Annotated in this window: 16 protein-coding genes; 4 read left to right on the top strand and 12 right to left on the bottom strand. The window is 71.3% G+C overall.

All coding sequences use genetic code 11. From position 1 onward, the window contains the following. Positions 1 to 11: 11 nt before the first annotated feature. The 7 genes from ACFP2T_RS36780 to ACFP2T_RS36750 form a co-directional block, all read right to left on the bottom strand. Positions 12 to 1142, bottom strand: a complete 1131-nt coding sequence (locus ACFP2T_RS36780) for an acyl-CoA dehydrogenase family protein (protein ID WP_377430270.1) — start codon at positions 1140 to 1142, stop codon at positions 12 to 14. Then, entirely contained in the window at positions 1126 to 1410 is a 285-nt protein-coding gene (locus ACFP2T_RS36775; RefSeq protein WP_377430268.1) for an acyl carrier protein, read from the bottom strand. Before ACFP2T_RS36775 ends, ACFP2T_RS36780 begins: the two co-directional genes overlap by 17 nt. A gap of 68 nt (positions 1411 to 1478) precedes the next feature. After that, positions 1479 to 2471: a 3-oxoacyl-[acyl-carrier-protein] synthase III C-terminal domain-containing protein gene (locus ACFP2T_RS36770; protein ID WP_377430265.1), complete on the bottom strand. Its 993-nt coding sequence runs from the start codon at positions 2469 to 2471 to the stop codon at positions 1479 to 1481. A 2-nt stretch (positions 2472 to 2473) separates the two neighbouring features. Further along, positions 2474 to 8230, bottom strand: coding sequence for a condensation domain-containing protein (locus tag ACFP2T_RS36765; protein ID WP_377430263.1), 5757 nt, complete (start codon positions 8228 to 8230; stop codon positions 2474 to 2476). Positions 8231 to 8718: 488 nt separating this feature from the next. Beyond that, complete coding sequence (locus ACFP2T_RS36760) at positions 8719 to 10128, bottom strand: LPXTG cell wall anchor domain-containing protein (protein WP_377430260.1); 1410 nt, start codon at positions 10126 to 10128, stop codon at positions 8719 to 8721. A gap of 302 nt (positions 10129 to 10430) precedes the next feature. Next, entirely contained in the window at positions 10431 to 11372 is a 942-nt protein-coding gene (gene hemC, locus ACFP2T_RS36755) for a hydroxymethylbilane synthase (protein ID WP_377430258.1), read from the bottom strand. A 32-nt stretch (positions 11373 to 11404) separates the two neighbouring features. Further along, positions 11405 to 12094: a TetR/AcrR family transcriptional regulator C-terminal domain-containing protein gene (locus ACFP2T_RS36750; RefSeq protein WP_377430255.1), complete on the bottom strand. Its 690-nt coding sequence runs from the start codon at positions 12092 to 12094 to the stop codon at positions 11405 to 11407. Between the two features lie 125 nt (positions 12095 to 12219). Between ACFP2T_RS36750 and ACFP2T_RS36745 the strand changes: the two genes are divergently transcribed. Next, positions 12220 to 12936, top strand: a complete 717-nt coding sequence (locus ACFP2T_RS36745; RefSeq protein ID WP_377430253.1) for a DUF4386 domain-containing protein — start codon at positions 12220 to 12222, stop codon at positions 12934 to 12936. Positions 12937 to 12994: 58 nt separating this feature from the next. On the opposite strand, the gene ACFP2T_RS36740 is transcribed toward ACFP2T_RS36745, so the two are convergent. Continuing rightward, positions 12995 to 14632, bottom strand: a complete 1638-nt coding sequence (locus ACFP2T_RS36740) for a DUF4153 domain-containing protein (RefSeq protein WP_377430251.1) — start codon at positions 14630 to 14632, stop codon at positions 12995 to 12997. Positions 14633 to 14651: 19 nt separating this feature from the next. Between ACFP2T_RS36740 and ACFP2T_RS36735 the strand changes: the two genes are divergently transcribed. Next, positions 14652 to 14792: a hypothetical protein gene (locus ACFP2T_RS36735; protein WP_377430249.1), complete on the top strand. Its 141-nt coding sequence runs from the start codon at positions 14652 to 14654 to the stop codon at positions 14790 to 14792. A gap of 657 nt (positions 14793 to 15449) precedes the next feature. Here ACFP2T_RS36735 and ACFP2T_RS36730 read toward each other — a convergent pair. The 3 genes from ACFP2T_RS36730 to ACFP2T_RS36720 all read right to left on the bottom strand — a co-directional run bounded on the left by ACFP2T_RS36730 (position 15450) and on the right by ACFP2T_RS36720 (position 17921). Next, positions 15450 to 17054: an MFS transporter gene (locus ACFP2T_RS36730; protein WP_377430246.1), complete on the bottom strand. Its 1605-nt coding sequence runs from the start codon at positions 17052 to 17054 to the stop codon at positions 15450 to 15452. A 56-nt stretch (positions 17055 to 17110) separates the two neighbouring features. Next, positions 17111 to 17461 (bottom strand): ArsR/SmtB family transcription factor, encoded by a 351-nt coding sequence (locus tag ACFP2T_RS36725; RefSeq protein ID WP_377430243.1) that lies wholly within the window; start codon positions 17459 to 17461, stop codon positions 17111 to 17113. Positions 17462 to 17534: 73 nt separating this feature from the next. Continuing rightward, the gene (locus ACFP2T_RS36720; RefSeq protein WP_377430240.1) at positions 17535 to 17921 is read right to left on the bottom strand and encodes a VOC family protein; all 387 of its coding nucleotides are present in this window, start codon (positions 17919 to 17921) and stop codon (positions 17535 to 17537) included. 205 nt (positions 17922 to 18126) lie between these two features. On the opposite strand from ACFP2T_RS36720, the gene ACFP2T_RS36715 reads away from it, so the two are divergent. Continuing rightward, a complete protein-coding gene (locus tag ACFP2T_RS36715) occupies positions 18127 to 19038 on the top strand; it encodes a LysR family transcriptional regulator (protein WP_377430237.1) in 912 nt (303 codons plus the stop codon). Between the two features lie 100 nt (positions 19039 to 19138). Then, on the top strand, positions 19139 to 19756 hold the full coding sequence (locus ACFP2T_RS36710) for a DUF6000 family protein (protein WP_377430234.1): 618 nt from the start codon (positions 19139 to 19141) through the stop codon (positions 19754 to 19756). Between the two features lie 68 nt (positions 19757 to 19824). Here ACFP2T_RS36710 and ACFP2T_RS36705 read toward each other — a convergent pair whose 3' ends face one another. Continuing rightward, positions 19825 to 21249: a YibE/F family protein gene (locus ACFP2T_RS36705; RefSeq protein WP_377430231.1), complete on the bottom strand. Its 1425-nt coding sequence runs from the start codon at positions 21247 to 21249 to the stop codon at positions 19825 to 19827. Positions 21250 to 21296 lie beyond the last annotated feature (47 nt).

Here is a 21296-nt window from a genome sequence, read left to right as displayed (position 1 = left end):
GCCCCGTCCCCTCACAGCGTCCGATCCGGGCCTGCCGTGCGGAGCGCGAACTCTCCGATGTCGAGCTCGCCCACCTCGCGGGAACCCTCGATGATCTGCATGATCTTCGCGTCGCGGAAGAACCGGTTCACCGGACTGTCCGACCCGCAGCCGGCCGCGCCGAGCAGCTGGACCGCGTCCTGGCTGACACTGGCCGCCGCGGCGGCGCCCGCGTACTTGGCCACCACGGTCTCCGCCGTGGCCGACGGTGCCCGCCGCTCCCGTAGCCGGGCGGCGTGCGCGCAGAGCTGCCGCGCACCCGAGGTCGCCACGTAGGCGCGTCCGAGGATCGCGCGTACGAGCTGGTGCTCCGCCAGCCGAACGGTGCCCTGCACACGCCGCGCCGCGTGCTGTACGGCATGGTCCAGGCATGCGGTGGCCAGGCCCACGCAACCCCAGGCGACGGTGTGCCGCCCGTGGTCGACGGCGGTCGCCGCCACGTGGGACAGCCCGAATCCCGCCGGTGCGACGAGGTTGTCCCGCGGCACCCGGACATCCTCGAACCGGATGTTCGCGAGCTGGGCGGCCCGCAGGCCCAGGGGGTCCGTGATCGGCTCGACCACCACGCCGGGCCGGTCGGATTCGACCAGTACGGCCACCGGCAGCCCGTCCTGGCGACCGAACACCAGGAACACGGTGGCGAGCCGCCCGAGGCTGACCCAGAGCTTGCGACCCCGTACCACGACATCGTCGCCGTGACCCCGCACGGTGGTGCTCATCGCACCGAGGTCGCTGCCCGCGCCTTCCTCGGTGGCCGCGAACCCGGCGATGTTCTCGCCGCTCGCCAACGTCGGGAGCCAGGCCGACCGTTGCGGCCCGGTTCCCCAGCGGAGCAGGGCGGCGGCCACCATGCCCTGCACCGTGACGAGGCTGCGCAACGCACTGCACACGCCGCCGAGCGACGCGCACAGCTCGCCGAGGTCGTGCTGGCCGAGGTCGGCGCCGCCGTACCGCCGGGGGAGGTCCGCGGCGAGGAACCTGCCGGTCGCCATCGTCTTGACGATCGTGGCGGGCAGCCCGCCGGCCCGATCCCACCCGCCCACATCGGCTCGGACGGAATCGACGAAGCTGGTGACGTCCACGGTGTCAGCCGTCCCGGGCATCCGGCGAGACGGCGGCGCGCTTGCGTCGGACGAACGCGGCGATCCGGCCGGCGGTCCGGAAGTTGTCGATGTCGAGGTCCTCGACCTCGACCTCGATGCCGAACCGCTGCTCGACCCGGGTCACCAGTTCGACCGCCTGGATCGAGTTGACCAGGCCCTCCGCGATGTAGTCCTGGTCCTCGGCGAGCGCCATGCCGCCGGTCGCGGCGGACAGAAACTCCAGGATCTGCCGGGTGATGTCGTCACTGGACACCTGCCGGATACCCATCGCGCCTCCCTCGTCTCGCCCTGCATCGCCTCGCCGTACCGGCCCCGCTCGCCCGACGGGTGGGCCGGCTACAGGCAGATCGTTCTGTTGTCCGGGGCGTGGTGCTCGACGAGCATCGCGCTCCACGCCGCCGCCGGGCTCATGTTCAGGACGACGGCGCGGCCCCCTTCGGGCAACTCGCCGCTGTCGATCGCGGTGCTGAGGTTCAACAGCGCGTCGTTGGGTCCGAGGTGACCGTTCTCCCGCAGGTTGTCCAGACATCCGTCGGAGATCTTCACCCCGAGGGACTCCCCGATGACCCGTAGCGCCGCGGTGGACAGGTTCTGGCCGACGTAGCACGAGATGTCGTCCTGGTCGACGCCGTTGCGCTCCAGCAGCCTGCGGTTCAGCGCGGCGATCCGCTTCCTCGACTCGACGGCCAGCGAGAACGTGTACCGGGGCAGGTCGGCGCACACCTCGCGCCAGTCCTGCGGCGGGTTGCCGCGGTAGTCGACCTGGAACAGATCCCAGTAGGCACCGTTCGTCTCGAGCAGGATGTCCCGTACCCGCAGCGGCCCCTCCCGGGAGACGACGACCGCCTGCCCGCTGTCGCCGTTGACCGTCACCGGGTGCCGGTACCGCCGGGACGCCACCGGCCTGCTGCCGTGCGCGACGAGGATGTGCGAGATCTCCGGGTCGGCGGCCAGCAGCCCCCGCGCGGTGAGCAGCGCCGGAACGATCGACGCGCAGCCGAGCCCGCCGATGGAGAAGGCCCAGGCCGCGTCGGCGCCCAGCGCCGCCTGCAACCCGGTTGCCTCGGAACTCGCGAGCGTGCCGGGCGCGCGGGCCTCGACGAGGATCACGCCGTCGAGCGCGTGCGGGCTGAGCCCGGCCGTGGCCAGCGTCTGACGACCCGCGCGCACCGCGAGGTCCACCGTGCTCAGTTCCTTGTCGACGGTGACCCGCTCGATGCCGAGGGCCAGGCACAGCGTCCGTTCCCCGTCGCCGAGGTCGGCCAGTTCCGGCAGATCGGTGAGGAGGACGCGGTCCGGCAGGTACGTGGCGACGGCCGCCAGCGACATGGTCACCTCCCACCCCCCGCCTCGATCTGGTCCAGTTCGTCCTGACTGAGTTCCACGAGGGGGAAGTCCGAGGGGACGTGACCGCCCGCGGTCGGGTCGGTGGCGTGGCCGGCCAACCCGACGAGCATCGCCGCCCACCCCTCGCACAGCTCGCCCAGTGGGCCTTCCGCCAGCAGGTGCTCCGGCGCGGACAGGGACAGGTGCAGTTGCGCTCCGCCCAGGGTGTCCCGGACGACGCCGACCGCCTCGATCGCGTGCGCGACGGGCACCGTCCCCGCCAACTCCCCGCCCAGGTCGAGCAGCCGCCAGGGATCCACCCCGTCGCCGATGATCGCCCCCGCGTAGCGCAGGCCGATCGAGGGAGTGGGCAGGCCCGCCAGGCGGCGGCCCGCGTCCGGAGCGAGGTGACGCAGCAGCCCGTATCCCAGCCCGTTGCCGGGAACCGCCGCGAGTTGCTCCCGGGCCCGCTTGACCATCCGGCCGGCGGTCGGCCCACCGGCCCGGATGTCGGCGAAGTCCGCGTCGCCGAACTCCAACCGCACCGGGTGCGTCGCGGCGAACCAGCCCACCGTGCCGGAGGTGTCCACATCGCCCGCCAACGGTTCCCGGCCGTGCCGCTCGACGTCGACCAGCACCGGCCCCGCGCCGTCACCGCGCGTCGCCCGCCACTCGGCCGCCGCCGCCGCGAGCGCGATCAGCAGGACGTCGCCGGTCTCGGCGTGGAAGGCGTCCGGCACGCGGGTCAACAACTCGCCGGAGACGCCGTACGGCAGCGCGGCGGTGACCCGACGGAGGGTCGAGGTGGTGTCGCGACGCGGGTCGAGGGGCCGTCCGCCGGGCGGCGGCTCGCCCGGTGCCAGGATCCGCTCCCAATCCGGCAGCTCCGCGACCAGATCCGGATCGGTGGACCGTCGGGCCAGCGCCCGTGCCCACCGCCCGAAGGACGCCTCGATCCGGGGCGGGGCGGGCGGGTCGCCGTCCCGCACCGCCGTGTACGCCGCAGCCAGGTCGGGTAGCAGGACGCGCCAGGAGAGGAGGTCGACCACCAGGCCGTGGACGACCACCACCAGTCGGCCCTCGACGTCGGGTCCACGGTCCAGCCACACCAGTTGTGCCGTGACGCCGTCCCGTGGGTCGAGCCGGCCCGCCGCCGCCCGGCCATGGGCGGCGACCGCGTCGGCGAGCGCATCCGGGGACAGACCAGCGGCGTCCACCCCGCGAACCCATGCCCGCACGCTGTCGATCGCCGGCGCGGACGGTTCCGCCACCTGAAGCGACCACGAGGCCGGGTCGTGCTCGTCGGCGCGGAGCAGCCGGGACCGCAGCATCTCGTGCCGGTTGACCAGAGCCAGCACGGCGGCGCCCAGGGCGTCGAGGTCCAGGCCGGCGGGGGTCGCGACCAGCGCGGAATGCGCGAACACGGCGGGCATTCCCGCCCGCTCGGCGAACTCGCGCATGGCCGGGGTCAACGGGATCGGCCCGGCGTCGTTCTCGGGTACGACCGGCGCGTCGGTCCCGGGCCGTTGGGCCACTCCCGCCAGTGCCGCAGGGGTCCGGTGGGTGAACACCTGCTGTCGGGTGATCAGCAGCCCGGCCCGCCGGGCCCGTGCCACCAGTTGGATGGACTTGATGGAATCGCCGCCCAGGGCGAAGAAGCCCTCGTCCGCACCGACCCGCTCCCGCCCCAACAGGTCCGCGAAGAGCGCGCACATCACCTCGGCCGCGTCGGTTCGCACCCCTGTCGGCGTCGGGTTCTCCGTCCGGGGCCGGCTGCCGGCCAGGGCCTCGCCGGGCGAGGTCTCGGCGGGCGGGGTCTCGGCGGGCGGGGCCTCGCCGGCCAGGGCCTCGGCGGGCGGGGCCTCGCCGGCCAGGGCCTCGACGGGCGGGGCGGGAGCCGGCCCGGCCACCGTCGCCCCGGGACCGCCGCCGGCCCGCACCAGGTCCGGGCCGGCGATATCTCCGATCGCCGTACCCGGGTCCGTCATCGCCGCCGCGACCAGGGCCGGGTACCAGGCGGCCAGGCGCTCCGCCGTGGCCCGGTCGAACAGGGCGGTCGCGTACCCGACGTCGCCGATCATCGGCCCGGTGCCGTCGTCGGAGATCCCGAACGACAGGTCGAACTTGGCCGTGCCGGGCGCGACGTAACCGATGTCGGTCCCGGCGTAGCGGGAGAAGCCCAGCTCGCCCAGCCCGCCGGTGTACGGCAGCACGTTCTGGTACGTGTAGCTCACGTCGAACAGCGGATGCCGGGCCAGGTCCCGCTCGAAGTCCCCGGCCGAGAGGATCTTGCCGAGCGGTACCTCCTCGTGGTCCAGCACCCCGGCGACCGTACCCGCGCAGCGCTGGACCAGTTCGTCGAACCGCAGGTCGGCCGTGACCTGGGTGCGGAACGGCAGCACGTTGTTGAAGTAGCCGACGAGGTCGTTGGCGGTGGGGTGGATACGCCCGGAGGTGGCGACCCCGATGCACACGTCGCCCTGCCGCGTCCAGCGGTAGATCAGGACGTCGAGCACGGCCAGCATGGTGACGAAGGCCGTCACCCCGTTGCGCCGGCTGAACTCCCGGACCCGGTCGGCCAGCTCGGCCTCGATCACCAGGGTCAGGCCGTCACCCGCGTACGACTGGACGGCGGGGCGCGGGTGGTCCAGGGGCAGTTCCTCCCGGTTCAACCCGGCCAACTCGCTGCGCCAGAACTCGAGGCCGCGCCGCAGTCTCGGTCCGGTCAGTCGGGCGCGATGCCAGGCGGCGAAGTCCAGGTACTGGACGGTCAGCTCGGGCAGCCGTGCCGGGACATCCTCCGTACGTGCCCGGTAGAACTCCGCGAGGTCCCGCATGAACACGGTCGGCGACCAGCCGTCGAAGACGATGTGGTGGAAGACCAGCACCAGCACGTGATCGTCCTCGGCCCGCTTGATCAGGGTGGCCCGGAAGAGCGCATCCTCGGCGAGGTCGAACGGGGCCACGACCGTCTCGTGGATGAGTGCCCGCACCCGCCGGTCGCGGTGGTCGTCGCCGAGCCGGCTCACGTCGACGAGCGGCAGCAGGGGCTCGGGCGCCACGGTCACGACGTACGGCGTGCCGTCCTCGTCCGTCCGGAAACAACTGTGCAGCACCTCGTGCCGCCGGGCGACGTCGGCGAGTGCGTCCTGGAGCGCCGCCACGTCCACCTTGCCGGTCAGGTGCATCGGGCCGGGGATGTTGTACAGCGCGCTGTCCGGGTTCACCTGGTCGAGGTACCACAGGGTCTCCTGGCCGAAGGACAGCGCGGGACGCCCGTCGCGGGGAACCCGGGTGATCGCCTGCTCGGTTTCCGCACCGTCGCCGGTGCCGGCGGCCCGCTCGCCGAGCAGCTCGCCCAGCCGTACGGCCAGGGCGCTGACCGTGCGGCACGCGTAGAGGTCGGCGAAGGTCACCGGTACGCCGAACCGCTCGCCGAGCGCGCGGAGCACGCCGACCCCGACCAGCGAGGTACCGCCGAGCATGAAGTAGTCCGAGTCGGGCCCGAGCCCGGTGATGTCCAGTTGTTCCGCCCACACCTCGGCGACCCGTCGTTCGATCTCGGCCCTGTCGGGACGGTCGGTGGGCACCTCCCGAGGGGCCGGCGCGGCCGGCATGTCGGGGCGTCGCATCGTCGGACGGGACGTGGGCCAGCAGGGGGTCGGCTCGAACGGGTACGTCGGCAGCTCCACCCGCGCGATGGCGGCGTCCCGGTAGTAGCGGTCCCAGTCGATCGCGGCGCCGCGCGTGTACAGCTCGCCGACGTGGTCCAGCAGGCTCCGACGCGACCCGTCCCCGGCCAGGTCGACGATCGGCAGCTCCGGTGCGAGTTCACGGATCTCCCGCGCCAGCACCCCGCCGGCGCCCATCTCCACCGCGATCGTGTCCGTACGCGAGAACCCGGCCACGACGCGTCGCAGTCCGTCCCGGTCGAACTCCGCCGAGATCCCGCGCGCGGCGGCATCGGCGGCGGCATCGGCGAGCGACAGTCGACCGCGGGCCACCCGGGTCACCAGGTTGCCCGCACCGGTGCCGACGAGGCTGACGTCCGCGCCGGTCAACAGGCCCAGCGCCTCCGCGACCCGGTAGAGGGCGTACTGCCGGGCGACCAGCGCGCTCGCCGGGTCGGATCCGGCGTTCTGCTCACACTCCACGGGGATCAGGCCGGGACAGTCGGCACGCAGCCGGGACCAGACCACGTCGTCCACGAGCGCGTCCCCCGAGAACAGGAGCACCAGCCGGGGCGAATCGGGGGCGGAGCGCTCGGGTGGGTCCGCGGACCGCAGCGCGCAGGCCAGCTCCGCGGTCGTCGCGGCGGTGAAGGCCAGCCGGTACGGATGGTCGTCGCGGCCCCGGTTCAGCACGTGCGCCACCGACCGGATGGAATGGCCCGTGTGTTCGGCGAAGTCCAGCAGCCGCGCGCAGTACCGTTCCAGCGCCCGCTGCGACCTGGCCGACACGGTGACGAGTTCGGCGGTCGCCCCGGCGTCCGGGTCCTCGCGTACCGGGACCGCCTCCTCCAGCACGACATGCGCATTGGTGCCGGTCAGGCCGAGACTGCTCACTCCGGCGCGACGAGGGACGCCGTCGGGTACGACCCAGGGCTCCTCGACGACGTTCGGATACACCGGCCCGGTGAAGTCGATCAGAGGGTTGGGCTCCCGGAAATTGATCATCGGATAGCGGGTGCCGTACCGCAGCGCCGCTATGACCTTGAACAGGCCCGCGATTCCCGCCGCGTTTCCCAGGTGCCCGATGTTCGCCTTGACCGACCCGATCGGACAGTGCCGCTCCGTCACGCCTGCCTCGATGAAGGCCCGCCGCAGCGCGTCCACCTCGACGACGTCTCCCAGTTGGGTCCCCGAGCCATGGCACTCGACGTAGCCGACGGTCGTCGGGTCGACCCCACCGTCCCGCCACGCCTGAGTGATCACGCTCGCCTGCGCCACCTGGCTCGGTGCCGCCATGCTCGCGGCACGGAAACCGTTGTGGTTGACCGCGATGCCCTTGACCACGGCGAACACGTTGTCGCCGTCGGCGACTGCGCGGGAGAGCAGTTTGACGACGAGCACACCCCCGCCCTCGCCACCGGACAGCCCGTCCGCGTCCACGTCGAACGGGCGGCACACCTGGTCGCGGGACTCCAGCCCTGGCAGGGGATTGAAGTCGGCACGCCGTTGCATGCCCGGGATGAGCGTGACTCCACCGACGACCGCGAACGGCAGGCTGCCGGCGCGCAACATGCCGACCGCCAGGTCGAGGGCCGCCAGCCCACTGCTGCACGCGCTGTCCACCACCAACGCGGGCCCGCGAAGATCGAACAGGTAGCTCAGCCTGGCCGCCAGCGATGCCCCCGACGACCCGAGCAGGGAGAGTACGTCCCGCTCGGTGTCCATCGGCCCGAACCACATGCCGCCAGCCAGGAACACCCCCGCCGCCGATCCCCGCAGCGCTGCTGGCGCGTACCCGGCCGACTCGATCGCCCGGTGGGTAAGTTGCAGCAGCAGCCGCTGGTGGGGATCCATCCGTTCGGCCTCCCGCCGGGGAATGCCGAAGAACTCGTGGTCGAAGAGGTCCACCCGATGGAGATAACCCATCAGCAGATATTCGTCGTCTAGTTCGCCGCCGCCGTTGCGCACCCTGTCGTCGCTCGGTCGCACGACGCTGTTGCGGCCCTTCTGCAGGTTGGCGTGAAAGGATTCCAGGTCCTCCGCGCCGGGAAAAATCCCGGACGCCCCGATGATCGCTATATCGTCCGTCATGCCTTATCCCCCTTCGGATGACGTCCTGATTAATCCCGGGAAGCTCCTCTAAGCGGTTGGATCAGATTTCTCGGTCGGGTCGGGACGGTGCGTCCATGCCGGTCGTGGCGACCACCCAGTCGGGCATGGCGACATTTCCTGACGGGAGGCCGTGTCGGTCCGGCCGTTCGCACGAAGCGCGCGACTCCACCTCCCCGTCGCGCCGACGGTAACGCCCGACGTCCAAGATCGGGTACGGGTCGGGTCCACGGTTGGACACGGCTCGGTCGGGGTGGGCGATGCCGGAACCATGTCCAACATCTCAGATTTTTACGGACTCCACCGGAGGCAACGGGGACTCGGACCCGGCTACCTTCGGGCCAACCGGCGGGCTGTTCCGCCGTCCCGTTACGACGCCGACAACGGCGGGTGCGACCCCTGCCTGCGAACCATGGGTCAATCCATGGCAGCCAGAGGCCGCACCCGCCGTACCGATCAGCCGTCCAGGGTCAGCGCCGTACCGCCCGGCGCCGACGGGTCAGGTAGACGAGGGCTAGTCCGGCGAGGAACAACGCCACGCCGACGCCGGCGAAGGCGATGGTGTTCGCGCCGGTGAGCGCCAGCCCGCCGCCCGAACCTCCCGCGTCGGTGTTGGGAGCTTGTGGGGCCGCGCCGACGGTCGTCCTGTCCGCCGCCGGCTCGGTGGCCGCGGCTGCCGGACGGGCGGTTCCGTTCGGAGACTTCTCCGGAGCTGGCTTCTGTCCGCCGGATGCCTGCCCGTTGCCTGGCTGCTCCTCCTGCCCGGGGGACTCGTCCTCGGGCTGCTCGGCGGGGGGTTCCTCGCCGCCGGGGTTGTCGGCGGGTGGCGCCTCGGTCGCGGGTGGCTCGTTGGCCGGTGGCGCCTCGGTCGCGGGTGGCTCGTTGGCCGGTGGCGCCTCGGTCGCGGGTGGCTCGTTGGCCGGTGGCGCCTCGGTCGCGGGCGGCTCGTTGGCGGGTGGCGCCTCGGTCGCCGGCGGCTCCTCGTTGGCCGGCGGCTCCTCGGCAGCCGGCTGGACCTGGATGCGGACGGAGTCGAGCGCGGGGATCTGGTTGGCGCGCTGCATCATCGGGATGCGGTGTGAACCATCGCCGGCCCACGCCGAGCACTGTGCGAGACCCTCGGGCAGGCCCGGCACCTGGACGATCACCGAGTCCGGTTCGTCTCCGCCGTTTCCGTCCTCCGTCGCGACGAAGAAGGCCGGGATCGGAGCGGGATCCGCTGCCTGCCTGGTGCTGCTGAGCATCCGGCACGCGGTGTGGAAGTGGCCGCGTACCAGGCCGTCGTCGTTGAGCAGGGACGTTTCCCGGTAGTAGCCGCCCTGGGCGGCGGGCAGGAACCGGTCACGGACGAGGTTGCGGGTGCTCACGACGATCCGGAACGGCTGCCCCGCTCGTACCCTCTGCGGGGCCTGGGCGATCAGCAGCGTCGGGTTCTGGGCTGCGGCAGCCACCTCGCCGAAGGCGGTCGACACGCACCGGTTCCCGTCCTGGAAGCCGGTGTGTGCCTGGAGCCTGCTGTTGTCGCAGTTGTCGCCGAGCGTGTCCAGGCCGCCACCTGGAGGGCTTGTCGGAGAGCTGCTCGCCGCCTCCTCGGGGCTGTCCTGCTCCTCGCATTCCACTGCGGACGCGGACGGCGTCGTACCGTCCGGGGTGGGACCGCCCGGGGTCGCGCCCTCTTCGCTCGCACCGTCGGGGTCCGACGTACCGGCCGACGCCGGGGGCGTGGGCTTGCAGGTGGGGGCGGCCTGCTGGGTCTCCGCGTTGGAGACCTGTGTGACACCGACCAGGCCACCGAACACGGCAAGGGCGGCGATCACGGCAAGGACCCGGCGGCGCGGGCCGGGATCGGCGGAGGCGCGACCGCGCTCTGACCGTCGCATGTGTACGAACCTCCCAATACTCCCGCGCTGCGACCTCGGAGCGACGGGTTTCTGCTTGCGTCACGGACGACCGTCTTCCGGCGGCTGGCCGATCCGTAGGCCCAGGTGGGCGTCGCGCGGGCCGTCCCGCACGCCGCATGCACACCGTAGGGACCGGTGTATCGGTGAATCAAACTCACATCGCAGAAATGCGGTTCTCTTGAACCGCAGATAATGGAAACTTATGGTGCGGCCGGTTGGCCTGCCTGCTGACCCGCAGAACGGCGAGGTGCGCAGACTTTCGTCTGATCGCCAGCGGTCGGTCAGACCGACCCGTGGGCAGGTAGGTCGAGGAGGTCACGGGCGCCCTGCCGGAGCAGGGCCGCGGCGACGGAGGTCCCGAGGGTGATCGGGTCCGCCGCCCATTCGTGCACGTCCAGCACGGTTTTACCGTCGAGGCTGATCACCCTCGCCCGGAGGCCGAGGCGCCCGTCGGGTTCGGTGCGGGCGAGCGCGGCGATCGGGGAGTGGCAGTTGCCCTGCAGGATGTGCAGCATGGTCCGTTCGGCCACGGTCTCCTGCCGGGCCCGCGGGTCGCCGAGGCTGGCTGCCAGGTCACGGGTGCTGGTGTCGTCTTCCCGGCATTGCAGGACCAAGGTCCCGGAGCCGACGGCCGGGACCAGCGTGTCGACGTCGATCGGGTGGGTGATCCGGGCGGCCTGCCCGATCCGCTCCAGCCCGGAGACCGCGAGCAGCAGTGCGTCGTACCTGTCGCCGGCGTCGAGCTTGCCGAGCCTGCTGTTCGCGTTGCCCCGGATGGCCACCGGCACCAGGTTCGGCCAGTGCAGGGCCAGCTGTGCGACCCGCCGGACCGCGGAGGTGCCGATCCGGGTACCGGTCGGCAGCTCGTCGATCCGCAGCCCGCCCGGGTGCACGAGGCAGTCCCGGACATCGTCACGGGCCAGGTAGGCGGCCATCACCGTGCCGGCTGGTGCCGGCCGGTCCCCGGGGACGTCCTTGACGCAGTGCACCGCCAGGTCCACTTCTCCGGCGACCAGGGCAGCGTCCACCTCCTTGGTGAACGCCCCCTTGCCGCCCAGCGCGGCCAGGTCACCGTGCCAGCGGTCCCCGCTGGTCGACATCGACATCACTTCCACCGTGACGTCGGGGTGCCGGTCGGCGAGCATCGCGCGGACCCGCTCGACTTGGGCGAGGGCCATCGGGGAGTTGCGCGTACCGATGCGCAGCAGGCGGGAGTCGGACATACCGGCGAGGGTAGTCGCCGTGGTGACCTGCCTCAGTCGCGGGCGCGTTCGAGTCCGTCGAGGAGCAGGTCGAGTGTGAACTCGAACTCGACCTGGCTGTCGCACCAGCCGAGCGTGGGATCGGACACGTCGTGGGCCTCGGTCGCGATCATCGCGGTCAGGGCAGGCAGGGCCTCGGCCATCGCGGCCAGATCCTCCTCCGCGACCTCGACGTCCGTCTGCCCGCCCGCAGAGGCGGGGCGGAAGATCTCCTGGGCGAACCCCAGGGCCAGGCTGCCGAACGCGTGTATCGCCCGGTGGGCGATGCGATAGGAGAACCCGCCGCCGATCAGCGTGGCGACGATCCCGTCGTAGTACGCGTACACGCTGGCCGGAATGGTGGGGCGCGAGCCGAGCAGCGCGGGGGCCCATGGGTGACGCAGCATGACCTCTCGCGCCGCGAGGAACCGCTGTCGCAATGCGGCACGCCAGTCCTCGTCGACGCCGGTCGTACCGGTGCGACGGACCGCGACCTCGATCTCGCCGATGACGGTGTCGGCAAGGCCGTTGAGCAGGCCCTCCTTGCCCGGTAGGTGGTAGTAGAGCGACATCGCCTCGACACCGAGTTCGGCGGCGAGCCGACGCATGGTCAACGCCTGGATCCCCTCGGCATCCGCGAGTGCGACCGCCGTCGCCAGGGCGCGTTCGCGGCTCAGCGGCACCCGAGGATTCTTCGTTCCCATTCGCCTCCCATCCTTGCGATCACCTTACATTGTATGGTTACCTTACGTCGTAAGGCAGAACGTGATTCCGGTCAGCCGATAGCGAGCAGCGCAGTCCACAGCGCACGAAGGCGAAGGAGCCACCCATGCACCCCCTGATCCGTACCGCCCGGGCGACCGGGCTGCTCTATCTCGGTCTCGCCCTCACCGGCGGACTCGGGTTCCTGCTCGTCCGTTCGCAACTCTTCGTAACCGACGATCCGCACGCGACCCTTGCCCGACTGGTCGAGCACGAGTCCCTCGCGCGCGTCGGGATCGCCCTCGAACTCCTCGTCGTTCTCACCCAGGCACTCACCGCCGTCTGGTTCTACCGGCTCTTCCACACGGTCGACTCCATCGCCGCCGGCAGCATCGCCGCCTTCGGCATGGTCAACGCCATCGCCATTCTCGGCAGTGCGGCTCTGCTCGGGACGGCGATCGAGGTCGCACTCACACCCGTCGGCGACGCGGCCGTCACCGTCCAACTCATGTACCTCGTCAGCGGAAACCTGTGGACGGTGGGCGGGGTCTTCTTCGGCCTGTGGCTCATCCCGATGGGCTGGTGCGTGCACCGCTCGGGCTGGATGCCCCCGATCCTCGGCTGGCTCCTCATCGGGGGCGGCGGCGGCTACGTACTCAGCGCGCTCGTCGGGTACCTCGCTCCCGGGGCAGGAGTGGTCGCCGACGCCCTCGTCATTCCCGCGACCGTGGGCGAGTTCTGGATGATCGGCTACCTACTCGTCCGTGGCGTACGCGCGCAGGCGCTCCCCGAAGCGCCGCGCGGTACGACGGTCTCGCCGCTCTCGACGGGGTCGCCCGTCTGACCTCCCCGGCGGGCCGGTCGCGTCGCGTCCGGCTGGGCAGGGGAGGGCAGGTGGGACGTCAGCGGCGCTTGGGTAGATCGAACTGGTCGGCGGCGCGGCAGTCACGCTGCCCGCCGATCGCGTTCGGCCCGATCCGGTCGAGCGCCTCGCGTGCCCGGACGCGGCCGAGGTTCCAGGCGTACCACGGATCCGGTTCGGCCAAGTCGTCGGCGATCCAACTCAGTGTGCAGCGGCGTACCGGATCGGGCAGGTGGCTCAGGGCCGGTGTCGCGTCGGCGGAGAGCGCCCGCAGGTACCAAGCGTCGATCTTGCCGGTCTCCTCGTATCGGGCGATGTTGCGCTGGGCCGCGTAGTCCTCGGGGTTGAGCACGGCCAGACCCAGCAGCATTACCACCGCGAGCCCCACGGTCAGGCGGGGGATCCAGGCCCCCTGCCACCGGATTCCGGCCGCCATGATCATCAGGAACACGACCCCGAGCGCCAGTTCGAGCGCCATGACGAAGATACGTTCGCCGGTGAAGCTGTAGACCTGCTGGTAGGTGTACATCCGGGACAGCGCCGACACCACGATGACGACGCTGAGCGTGCTGAGCAGGCCGAGCAGTATCCGCAGGAGAAGGCGCTCGGCCGGACGGTCGCGCCGCGCCCAGCGGGTCACGCCGGCCAGCACCGCCAGCGTCAGCAACGTGACGGCGAGCAGTTGCCAGAAGCCACTGCGGGCGTACTCGGCATAGCTGAGACCCGTGGTGCGCAGTACGTGCCGCTGGCCGCCGAAGAGAACGGTGAACTGCACCGCGACGAAGCCGACGAAGAGAAGCGTCAGACCGGCGATGGGCGGGGCCCACTCGACGATGCTGAGACTGCGTCGACTCGGCTTGTCTACCGTGGACAGGTCAGGAGGGGCGGACAGCGTGTACGTCGCGGCGACCGTGATCAGGCCACCTACGGCCAGGAGAAAGAGCAGCCGGAACACCGCGCCGGCATTGATCTCGGGCATGAGCGCGCCGAGGGCCGCCGAGAAGGCGACGTCGGCCGACGAGAGGAGAGCGCCGAAGACGATCAGCACGACCACGGTGGCCGCCACCGAACCCGTGATCCGCCGGGTCATCCCGGCATTCTCGGTGGCCTGGACGTGCCGACTTACCCACGGCAGTCCACGGAAAGCCGCGAACGGCGCCGCCACCAGGCTGAACAGGATAGAGCGTACGAACCGGCCACCCACGATGGCCAGCGCCGCGCAGCCCAGCGCGCCGAGGACGCAGAATGTCACCAGCCACCAGGCATTGCGGAACGCGAGAACCGAGAGCAGCGCCAGGGCCGCGGCCGCCCATCCGGCGCGGGTCCACCGCTCGACGCGTGGTAGCTGGGCGGCGGGTTGCCGCACCGCCACGACGACACCGATGGTCAGGGTGAGCCAGCCGAGCAGCCAACCGATACCGGTACGGCCGAGCGGGACGAAGAATGCGAGTCCCAGCGCCCCGATGAGGACCGCGGCCGGTACGGCCCAACCTCGCGCGGGCGCTGGTCCCGGCCATCGGGTCTCGAGGAACGACGGCGGGGGCGGCGTGTGCGGAAATCCGCGGAACTGCGGGGCCGGTGCGTGGGCCGGTACTCCCGTCCAGGTCGGTTGCGATGTGAAGCCGGGTTGTGGCCGGGGCGGGGGCGCGGTGCCGGGTTGCGGCCTGGGCGCCGGCACGGCGCCGGATTGTGGTGCGGTGGTGCTGCCGGCTGACGCGGTGCTGCTGGCTGGTGTGGTGGTGCTGCCGGCTGACGCGGTGCTGCTGGCTGGTGTGGTGGTGCTGCCGGCTGGTGTGCTGGTGCCGGCTGGCGGCGTGCCGGCCGCACCCGGGGGCTGAGAGGAGAGGGCCGGCGTGGGCGGCGTGTCAGGTGACGTGTCCGGGGTCGAGGACGAACCCGCGGCGGATGTCGTCTTCCCGCCGGACACCGCGGCTGGCACGGACACCGGGGACGCCTGCGTACTCGCGACGGGGGGCTGCGTGTCCGGGACCGGTGCCGGGGCGGGCTGGGCGTCCGCTTTCACCTGCGCCGGGGACGCAGCGACCGGCAGCAACGGAATGAACACCGCGTATCCACGGGTGCCGGGCGGGATCGTGACCGGGATCGCCCAGCCGGGCTGGCCTTCCGGCCCTGGCCACACCATGGTGGGCGGCATCGGCCCGTCACCGGACGACATGACGAGCAGGCGCGGCGTGGCGTCGCCGGCTCCCTCGTCGCCCGGCACCTCGGACGCGGCAGCCTCCGGGAAGCCCGGCGCAGGTTGCGGCTCAGACACAGCGTCCTCCTCGATCAATGGTGTCGACACTGTACGGCGCACCCGCCGCCGGTTGTTGCCCCGGCTGGGGGGATCCGATGCTCACCCCGCGTGTACCGAGAAGAGAGTAGCGGCATTGGTCCACGTCACCCGCGCAACACGACACGTGCGGGGTACCGGTCCGAGGGGCCGGTACCCCGCACGTGTCGTGGAAGGCGGGTTGGTGATCGGGTCGAAGCGGCTACCGCGCGGCTGCGGCAGCCGGCCGGAAGTCCGGGCTGCCGATGGTGCCCTCGGCCGGGTTGCTGGCCGCCCGTCCGTGGTGGGGCACCAGGAGGGCGGCCAGCGCGGCACCGACGCTGGCGACGCCGAGGGCCGCGAAGCCCCACGTGTAGCCGCTCTCCGCAGGTAGCCCTCCGGGCAGGGTGTGCGCGCCGACGATGCTGGTCATCAGCGCCGCACCGACCGAGCCGCCGATGGTACGGATGTTGGCGTTCATGCCGTTGGCGACGCCGGTCTGGTGAGCCGGAACGGCCGCCACGATCAGGTTGGACATGGTCGCGAACGCCGCGCCGAAGCCGAGGCCGATGATGGCCATCGCGAGCAGGACCTCCCACCGCTGGTCGTGGGCGAGGGTCAGGATCGCGAACGCACCGATGCTGATCACAGTGCCGGCGACGAGTATCCGTTTGGGCCCGAACCGGTGCGACAGCCGTGGCGCGAGCATTCCGGACAGGAACATCGCGGCGGTCATCGGCAGGAGGATCAGCCCGGCCTGGGTGATGCTGGCGCCGAAGCCGTAACCGGCCGAGGCGGGCGTCTCCACGAAGGCGGGAAGGAATCCCATCAGGGCGTACATGCCGACGCCGAAGAGCAGGGCGACGAGGTTGGTCGTCCAGACCGCCGGCAGTCGCATCATGCGCATGTCGATGAGCGGGTTCGCGGAACGCGTCTCGACGACGATCCAGGCGGCGGCGAGGACGACGGCGGCGAGGATGAGGCCGATCACCCGGGTCGACCCCCAGCCCCAGGACGAGGCCTGGGTCAGTGGTACCAGCAGTGCGACCAGCCAGGCCGCCAGCAGCGTGGACGCGGTCCAACTGATCCGACCGGGATGACGGGTCGGCGACGGCGGGATGACGAGGTGCGATGCGACGGCGGCGACCACGACCACGATCCCCGGTAGCCAGAACAGCGCGCGGTACCCCAGGGTTCCGGTGATCGGGCCGGACAGTGTGATGCCGATGCCACCGCCGACCGCGAGCAGCGCGGCGACGATGCCGACGGACCCGGCGACGCGTTCCCGGGGAAGTTCGTCGCGGATGATGCCGAAGGCGAGTGGTACGACACCGCCGCCCGCGCCCTGGATGATCCGGCCAATCAGCATCACGCTGATGTTGGGGGCGACCGCCGAGATCAGCGAACCGACCGCGAGCGCGGTCAGCGAGATCAGCATGACGCGGTCCTTGCCGATCCGGTCGCCGAGGCGGCCGAGGATGGGCGTGAAGATCGACGCCGAGAGCAGATACGCGGTCAGCACCCAGGTGACCAGGCTCTGGGTGGTGTTCAGATCGCGCTGAATTTCCGGGAGTACCGGAGCGATCAGGCCTTGGACCAGCGCGAACGCCAGCACACCGAGAACCAGAACGACGAGGATCAGCCGCGACGAGGCACGGGCGGGCCGGTCAGATGACAGCACGGAAGTCTCCTGCGAGCACCGGGATGGGAGCGGGGCCACCACCGGCGATGGTCGCGGCAGGCCGGTACCGCCCTGGTGCGGGCGTGAGCCGGCGTGGTGGCCGAGCAAGAACAGTTCGAGAGTACTAGTACCGTCGAACTGTTGCAAGTCGCCGCACTGTTAGCTCGACATCCTGACCTGGGAAAACGCCGGCACGGCGACGATCAGGCGGGAACGGACGGAGAGGTGCATTCGTCCGGAACGGCCGCGATTTCGCCCACATTCGCCAGTACCGCATCCAGGACTCCCGGAAAACGGGCATCGAGATCGTCGCGTCGGAGAATCGGACGTAGGTAGCGTCCGTCCCGCCGCTGCTCGATGAGGCCGCTCTCGCGCAGGATCCGCCAGTGGTGACTGGCGGTCGACTTGGAGACGCCCGGGAGCAGTTCGCCACAGCTCAGCCCACCTGGCGCGTGGGCCAGGCGGGCCACCGCCCGCAGTCGCAGCGGGTTGGCCAGCGCCTCAAGGACGTTGGGCAGGCTCAACTGCTCGCGGGTGGGCTGCGGCGCGTCCATAATTCGAGTCTACTCGAACTGTCGTTCCGTGCGGAGTCGTCGCGAGCGGGGCGCGACGGGGGGGCGGACCGACCTACCCTTCGAGATCCTGCGGGTACCAGCGCAGTTCGACGGTGTTGCCGTCCGGGTCCCGTACGTAGATCGAGGTCGCGTTGCCCCGTGCGCCGAACCGGCCCACCGGTCCTTCGCGCACGTCGAAGACGCCCGACTCGACCACCTCCGTCCAGTCCAGCGGCTCGACGACCAGGCAGATGTGGTCGACGTTCGACTCGCCGCGAGGGCGCTGGACCAGGTCGATGATGGTCTCCGGAGTGACCCGTACGGACGGGAACGGGACCTTCCCCGCCCGCCACTCGGCGACGCGTACCGGCTCCAGGCCGAGTGGTCCACAGTAGAAATCCAGCGCCCGCTCGACGTCCTGGACGTTGAGTACCAGGTGATCAAAGGCTTTCACTCGCATCCGCGTTACCTCGTTTCGATGTAGTGGGCCTGGCGCAGCCAGTCGGTCTGATCGTGGGCATCCGGCCCGGTGGATGTCGCCGTCATCCGGTGTCGGCGTCGGCCCGGTCGGCCCGGTCGCTCTCCACGATCCATCGGACGGCGGCGGCCACCAAGCCATGATCGAGCTACGATCGTTGAGCCAGATTCAACGATTGGGAAGGCGCATGCTGGAGCGGCACGAGATCGAGACCTTCCTGGCGCTCGCCGAGGAGCTGCACTTCGGCCGTACCGCCGAGCGCCTGCGGGTCACGACCGGGCGGATCAGTCATGTGCTCAAGAAGCTGGAACGCCGGATCGGTGCGCCGCTGTTCGAACGCACCAGCCGGGTGGTCCGGCTCACCCCGATCGGGCGCCAGCTGGCCGCGGACCTGGCGCCACTGGTCGCCGGGATCGACGAGGCCGTAGGGCGGGCCGTCGACGCCGGGCGCGGCGTGAACGGACAACTGCGGGTGGCGTTCCTGGGCGAGTGGACCGCGCCGACGCTGCTCAAGGCCGTCAAGCTGTTCAACGAGCGGCACCCGGACTGCGAGGTCCAGGTGCACGAGGCCCAGCTCTCCAACACCCGGTCGAGCCTGCTGGACGGCTCGATCGACATCCTCTTCGCCTCGTACCCGTTCGACGGCATGGCCTGTGGCCCGACCCTGCTGACCGAGGACCGCATGTTGGCGGTGGCCGCCGCGCATCCGCTGGCCCGGGAGGAGTCGGTCTCCCTCGAAGTCCTCGCCGACCACCCCGTCGTGCAGTACCCGGCGGTCACCTCCGCGGCGTTCAAGCAGGACCGCACGCCCGACCACACCCCGTCGGGCAGGCCGGTGCCGAAGGGCCCGACCGGGAACAGCTTCTCCGAACTGCTGTCCCTCGTCGCACTGGGCAAGGGCGTCCTTCCCGTGGGCGAGCACAGCCGGCGGTACTACCCCCGCCCGGACGTCGCGTACGTGCCGATCCGCGACGTGCCGCCGATCGAACGGGGACTCGTCTGGTTGGAGACCAACACCACCACCCGGGTACGCGAGTTCGTCCGGGCCGCGACGGACACCAACGCGCCACCGAGCCGAAACGATCCCGTCGGGCCGTAGCCGTAGCCGTAGCCGTAGCCGTAGCCGGGAACGGGAACGGGAACGGGAACGCCGACCGACGCCGGTGACGGTCGGTGGAGGCGCCCGACATGATGTGCTGGTGGACCCGCTACCGCCGGAAGCCGTGACCCGTCGATACGTCATCGGGCGGCCCGAGGATGTCGGCGGTCATCCTCGCTACCTGGAGCTGCTGCACGGGAACTTCACGGCGTTGCCCGAGGAGCGGCGTGGCCCCTTTCTCCGGGCGATGCGCGACGACGCGCGCCAGATCAGCGACGCCGAGCTGGAGTTCATGCTCCAGCCCGGTGAGACGATCGATTGGCGGGCCCGGCTCACGGCGGCCTGGCTGATCGGCTTCGACCGCCGTACCCGGTTCCGGGCCGTGCTGGGCGAGCTGCTGCTCACGAGCGAACTCGTGTACGCCGGCCAGGGCTACTGCTTCGCGTTGACCCGGTTCGGGCAGCCGGAGGACGCCGCGATCCTCGCCGCGTACCTGGACCGCTACCTGCCGCGCACCGATCGCCACTACAACCAGCCGGATGCGATGGGCGGGCTGCTCCACCTCGATTACCTGCTGGGCACGGCTCGGGCGGCCCGGTTCCTCGGCCCGGACGGCCCGTGGAGCCGGTCCGCGTTCGGCGGGCGGGATCCCATGTCCCGGGCGGACCGGATGGCGTTGCTGTGTGACATCGCAGAGTGGATCATGACGACGGACTGACGGCACACCCGGCCCGGTACGGCCAACCACGGCACGACCGCGTACGACACACCGCTGGGGACAGCGCGTTACGGGCGGCGGTTGGGGTGCTGGTCGACGAAGGCCATCCAGGGATCCGCCTCCGGCGACCCGGCCGCAGCGGGCCCGGCGGTCGATGGCTCGGCCGCAGAGTGCCCGGCCGCAGCGGGCTCGGCCGCAGGTGGCTGGGGCGCAGGTGACCCGGCCACGGGTTCCGCCCCGGTGGCGACCCGTACCTCACCGGGGAGGGCCGGACCGGTGCGGTGCGGTCCCGCCGACTGCGCCGGGGCGGAGTGGTGCCGGGCGGCGAGTACCGCCGCCAGGGCGGTGGTGATCGGAACGGCGGCGATCAGGCCGATGGTGCCGACCGCGCTGCGGACGAGTTCCTGGGCGATGAGTTGGCTGGTGAGCAGTTCGCTGACCGGCGTGGTTCCGGCGGCGAACAGCAGCATCAGCGGCAGGGAGGCACCGGCGTACGCCAGCACGATGGTGTTGATGACCGAGGCGATGTGGGCACGGCCGATCCGGGTGGCGGCGCCGTAGAGCTGGCGGAACCCGTAGCCGGGATTCGCCAGGGCCAGCTCGGAGACGGTGGCGGACTGGGTGACGGTGACGTCGTCGAGCACCCCGAGGGAGCCGATGACGATGCCGGCCAGCAGCAGGCCCTGCATGTTGACCTCACCCTGGGTGATGGCGAGGTAGTTGGAGGTTTCGTCGGCGATGCCGGACAGATGGGTGGCGGCCGTGGCGATCGCGGACAGGGCCGCGGTGATGCTCAGGCTGACCAGCGTGCCGGCCACCGCGACGGTGGTGGTCATGCTGAACCCGTGCGTCAGGTACAGCACGGTGAGCATGATCGCCGCGGCCCCGACGATGGCGACCAGCAGCGGCGAGCGTCCGTCGAGGATCGCCGGGACGACGAACATCAGCAGCACCGCGAAGGTGACACCGAGCCCGGCCAGCGCGGTCAGGCCACGCCACCGGCCGAAGGCGACGACCGCGAGCGCGAACGCCGCGCCGAGCAGCCACAACTGGTGGGACCGCTGGTGATCGATGATCGAGTACGGTCGCTCGGGGCTGCCCTCCAGGTACAGCAGCACCACCTCGTCACCGGCGGCCACGGTGACGGCACCCGGCCCGGACGGGACATCGGTGGTGATCCGCTGACCGGCACCCACCCCCTCGGTCAGCGCGACGGTGACCGTGCCGCACTCGGTCGGCGCACCGGGTGGCAGTTCCTCGCCCTCGGGCAGCTCGGGGCAGGGGACGGACTCGACCGTGACGACCTGTCCGAACACCTGGGTCGGCCCGTCGACCGCCTCCGGCTCGGGCGAATCCCGTGGCCACAGCAGCGCCATCGACACGATGGTGAGGATCGCCGCCGGAATCAGCAGGGCCAGCGTCAGCCGCCGCGCCGCCGGGCTCGACGGCCGACCGGAGCGCGGCGGGTGGCTGTGGAGATGGGCGTGGCTCATAGGTGCGTCTGACGGCCTTCCTCGTGCGGACGGGCCGGCGGAAGCCG

Source organism: Plantactinospora solaniradicis (assembly GCF_042658085.1).
Taxonomy (GTDB): Bacteria; Actinomycetota; Actinomycetes; order Mycobacteriales; family Micromonosporaceae; genus Plantactinospora; species Plantactinospora solaniradicis.
The sequence above is the reverse complement of the archived record's forward strand: the minus strand, read 5'-3'. Positions and strand labels throughout refer to the sequence as shown.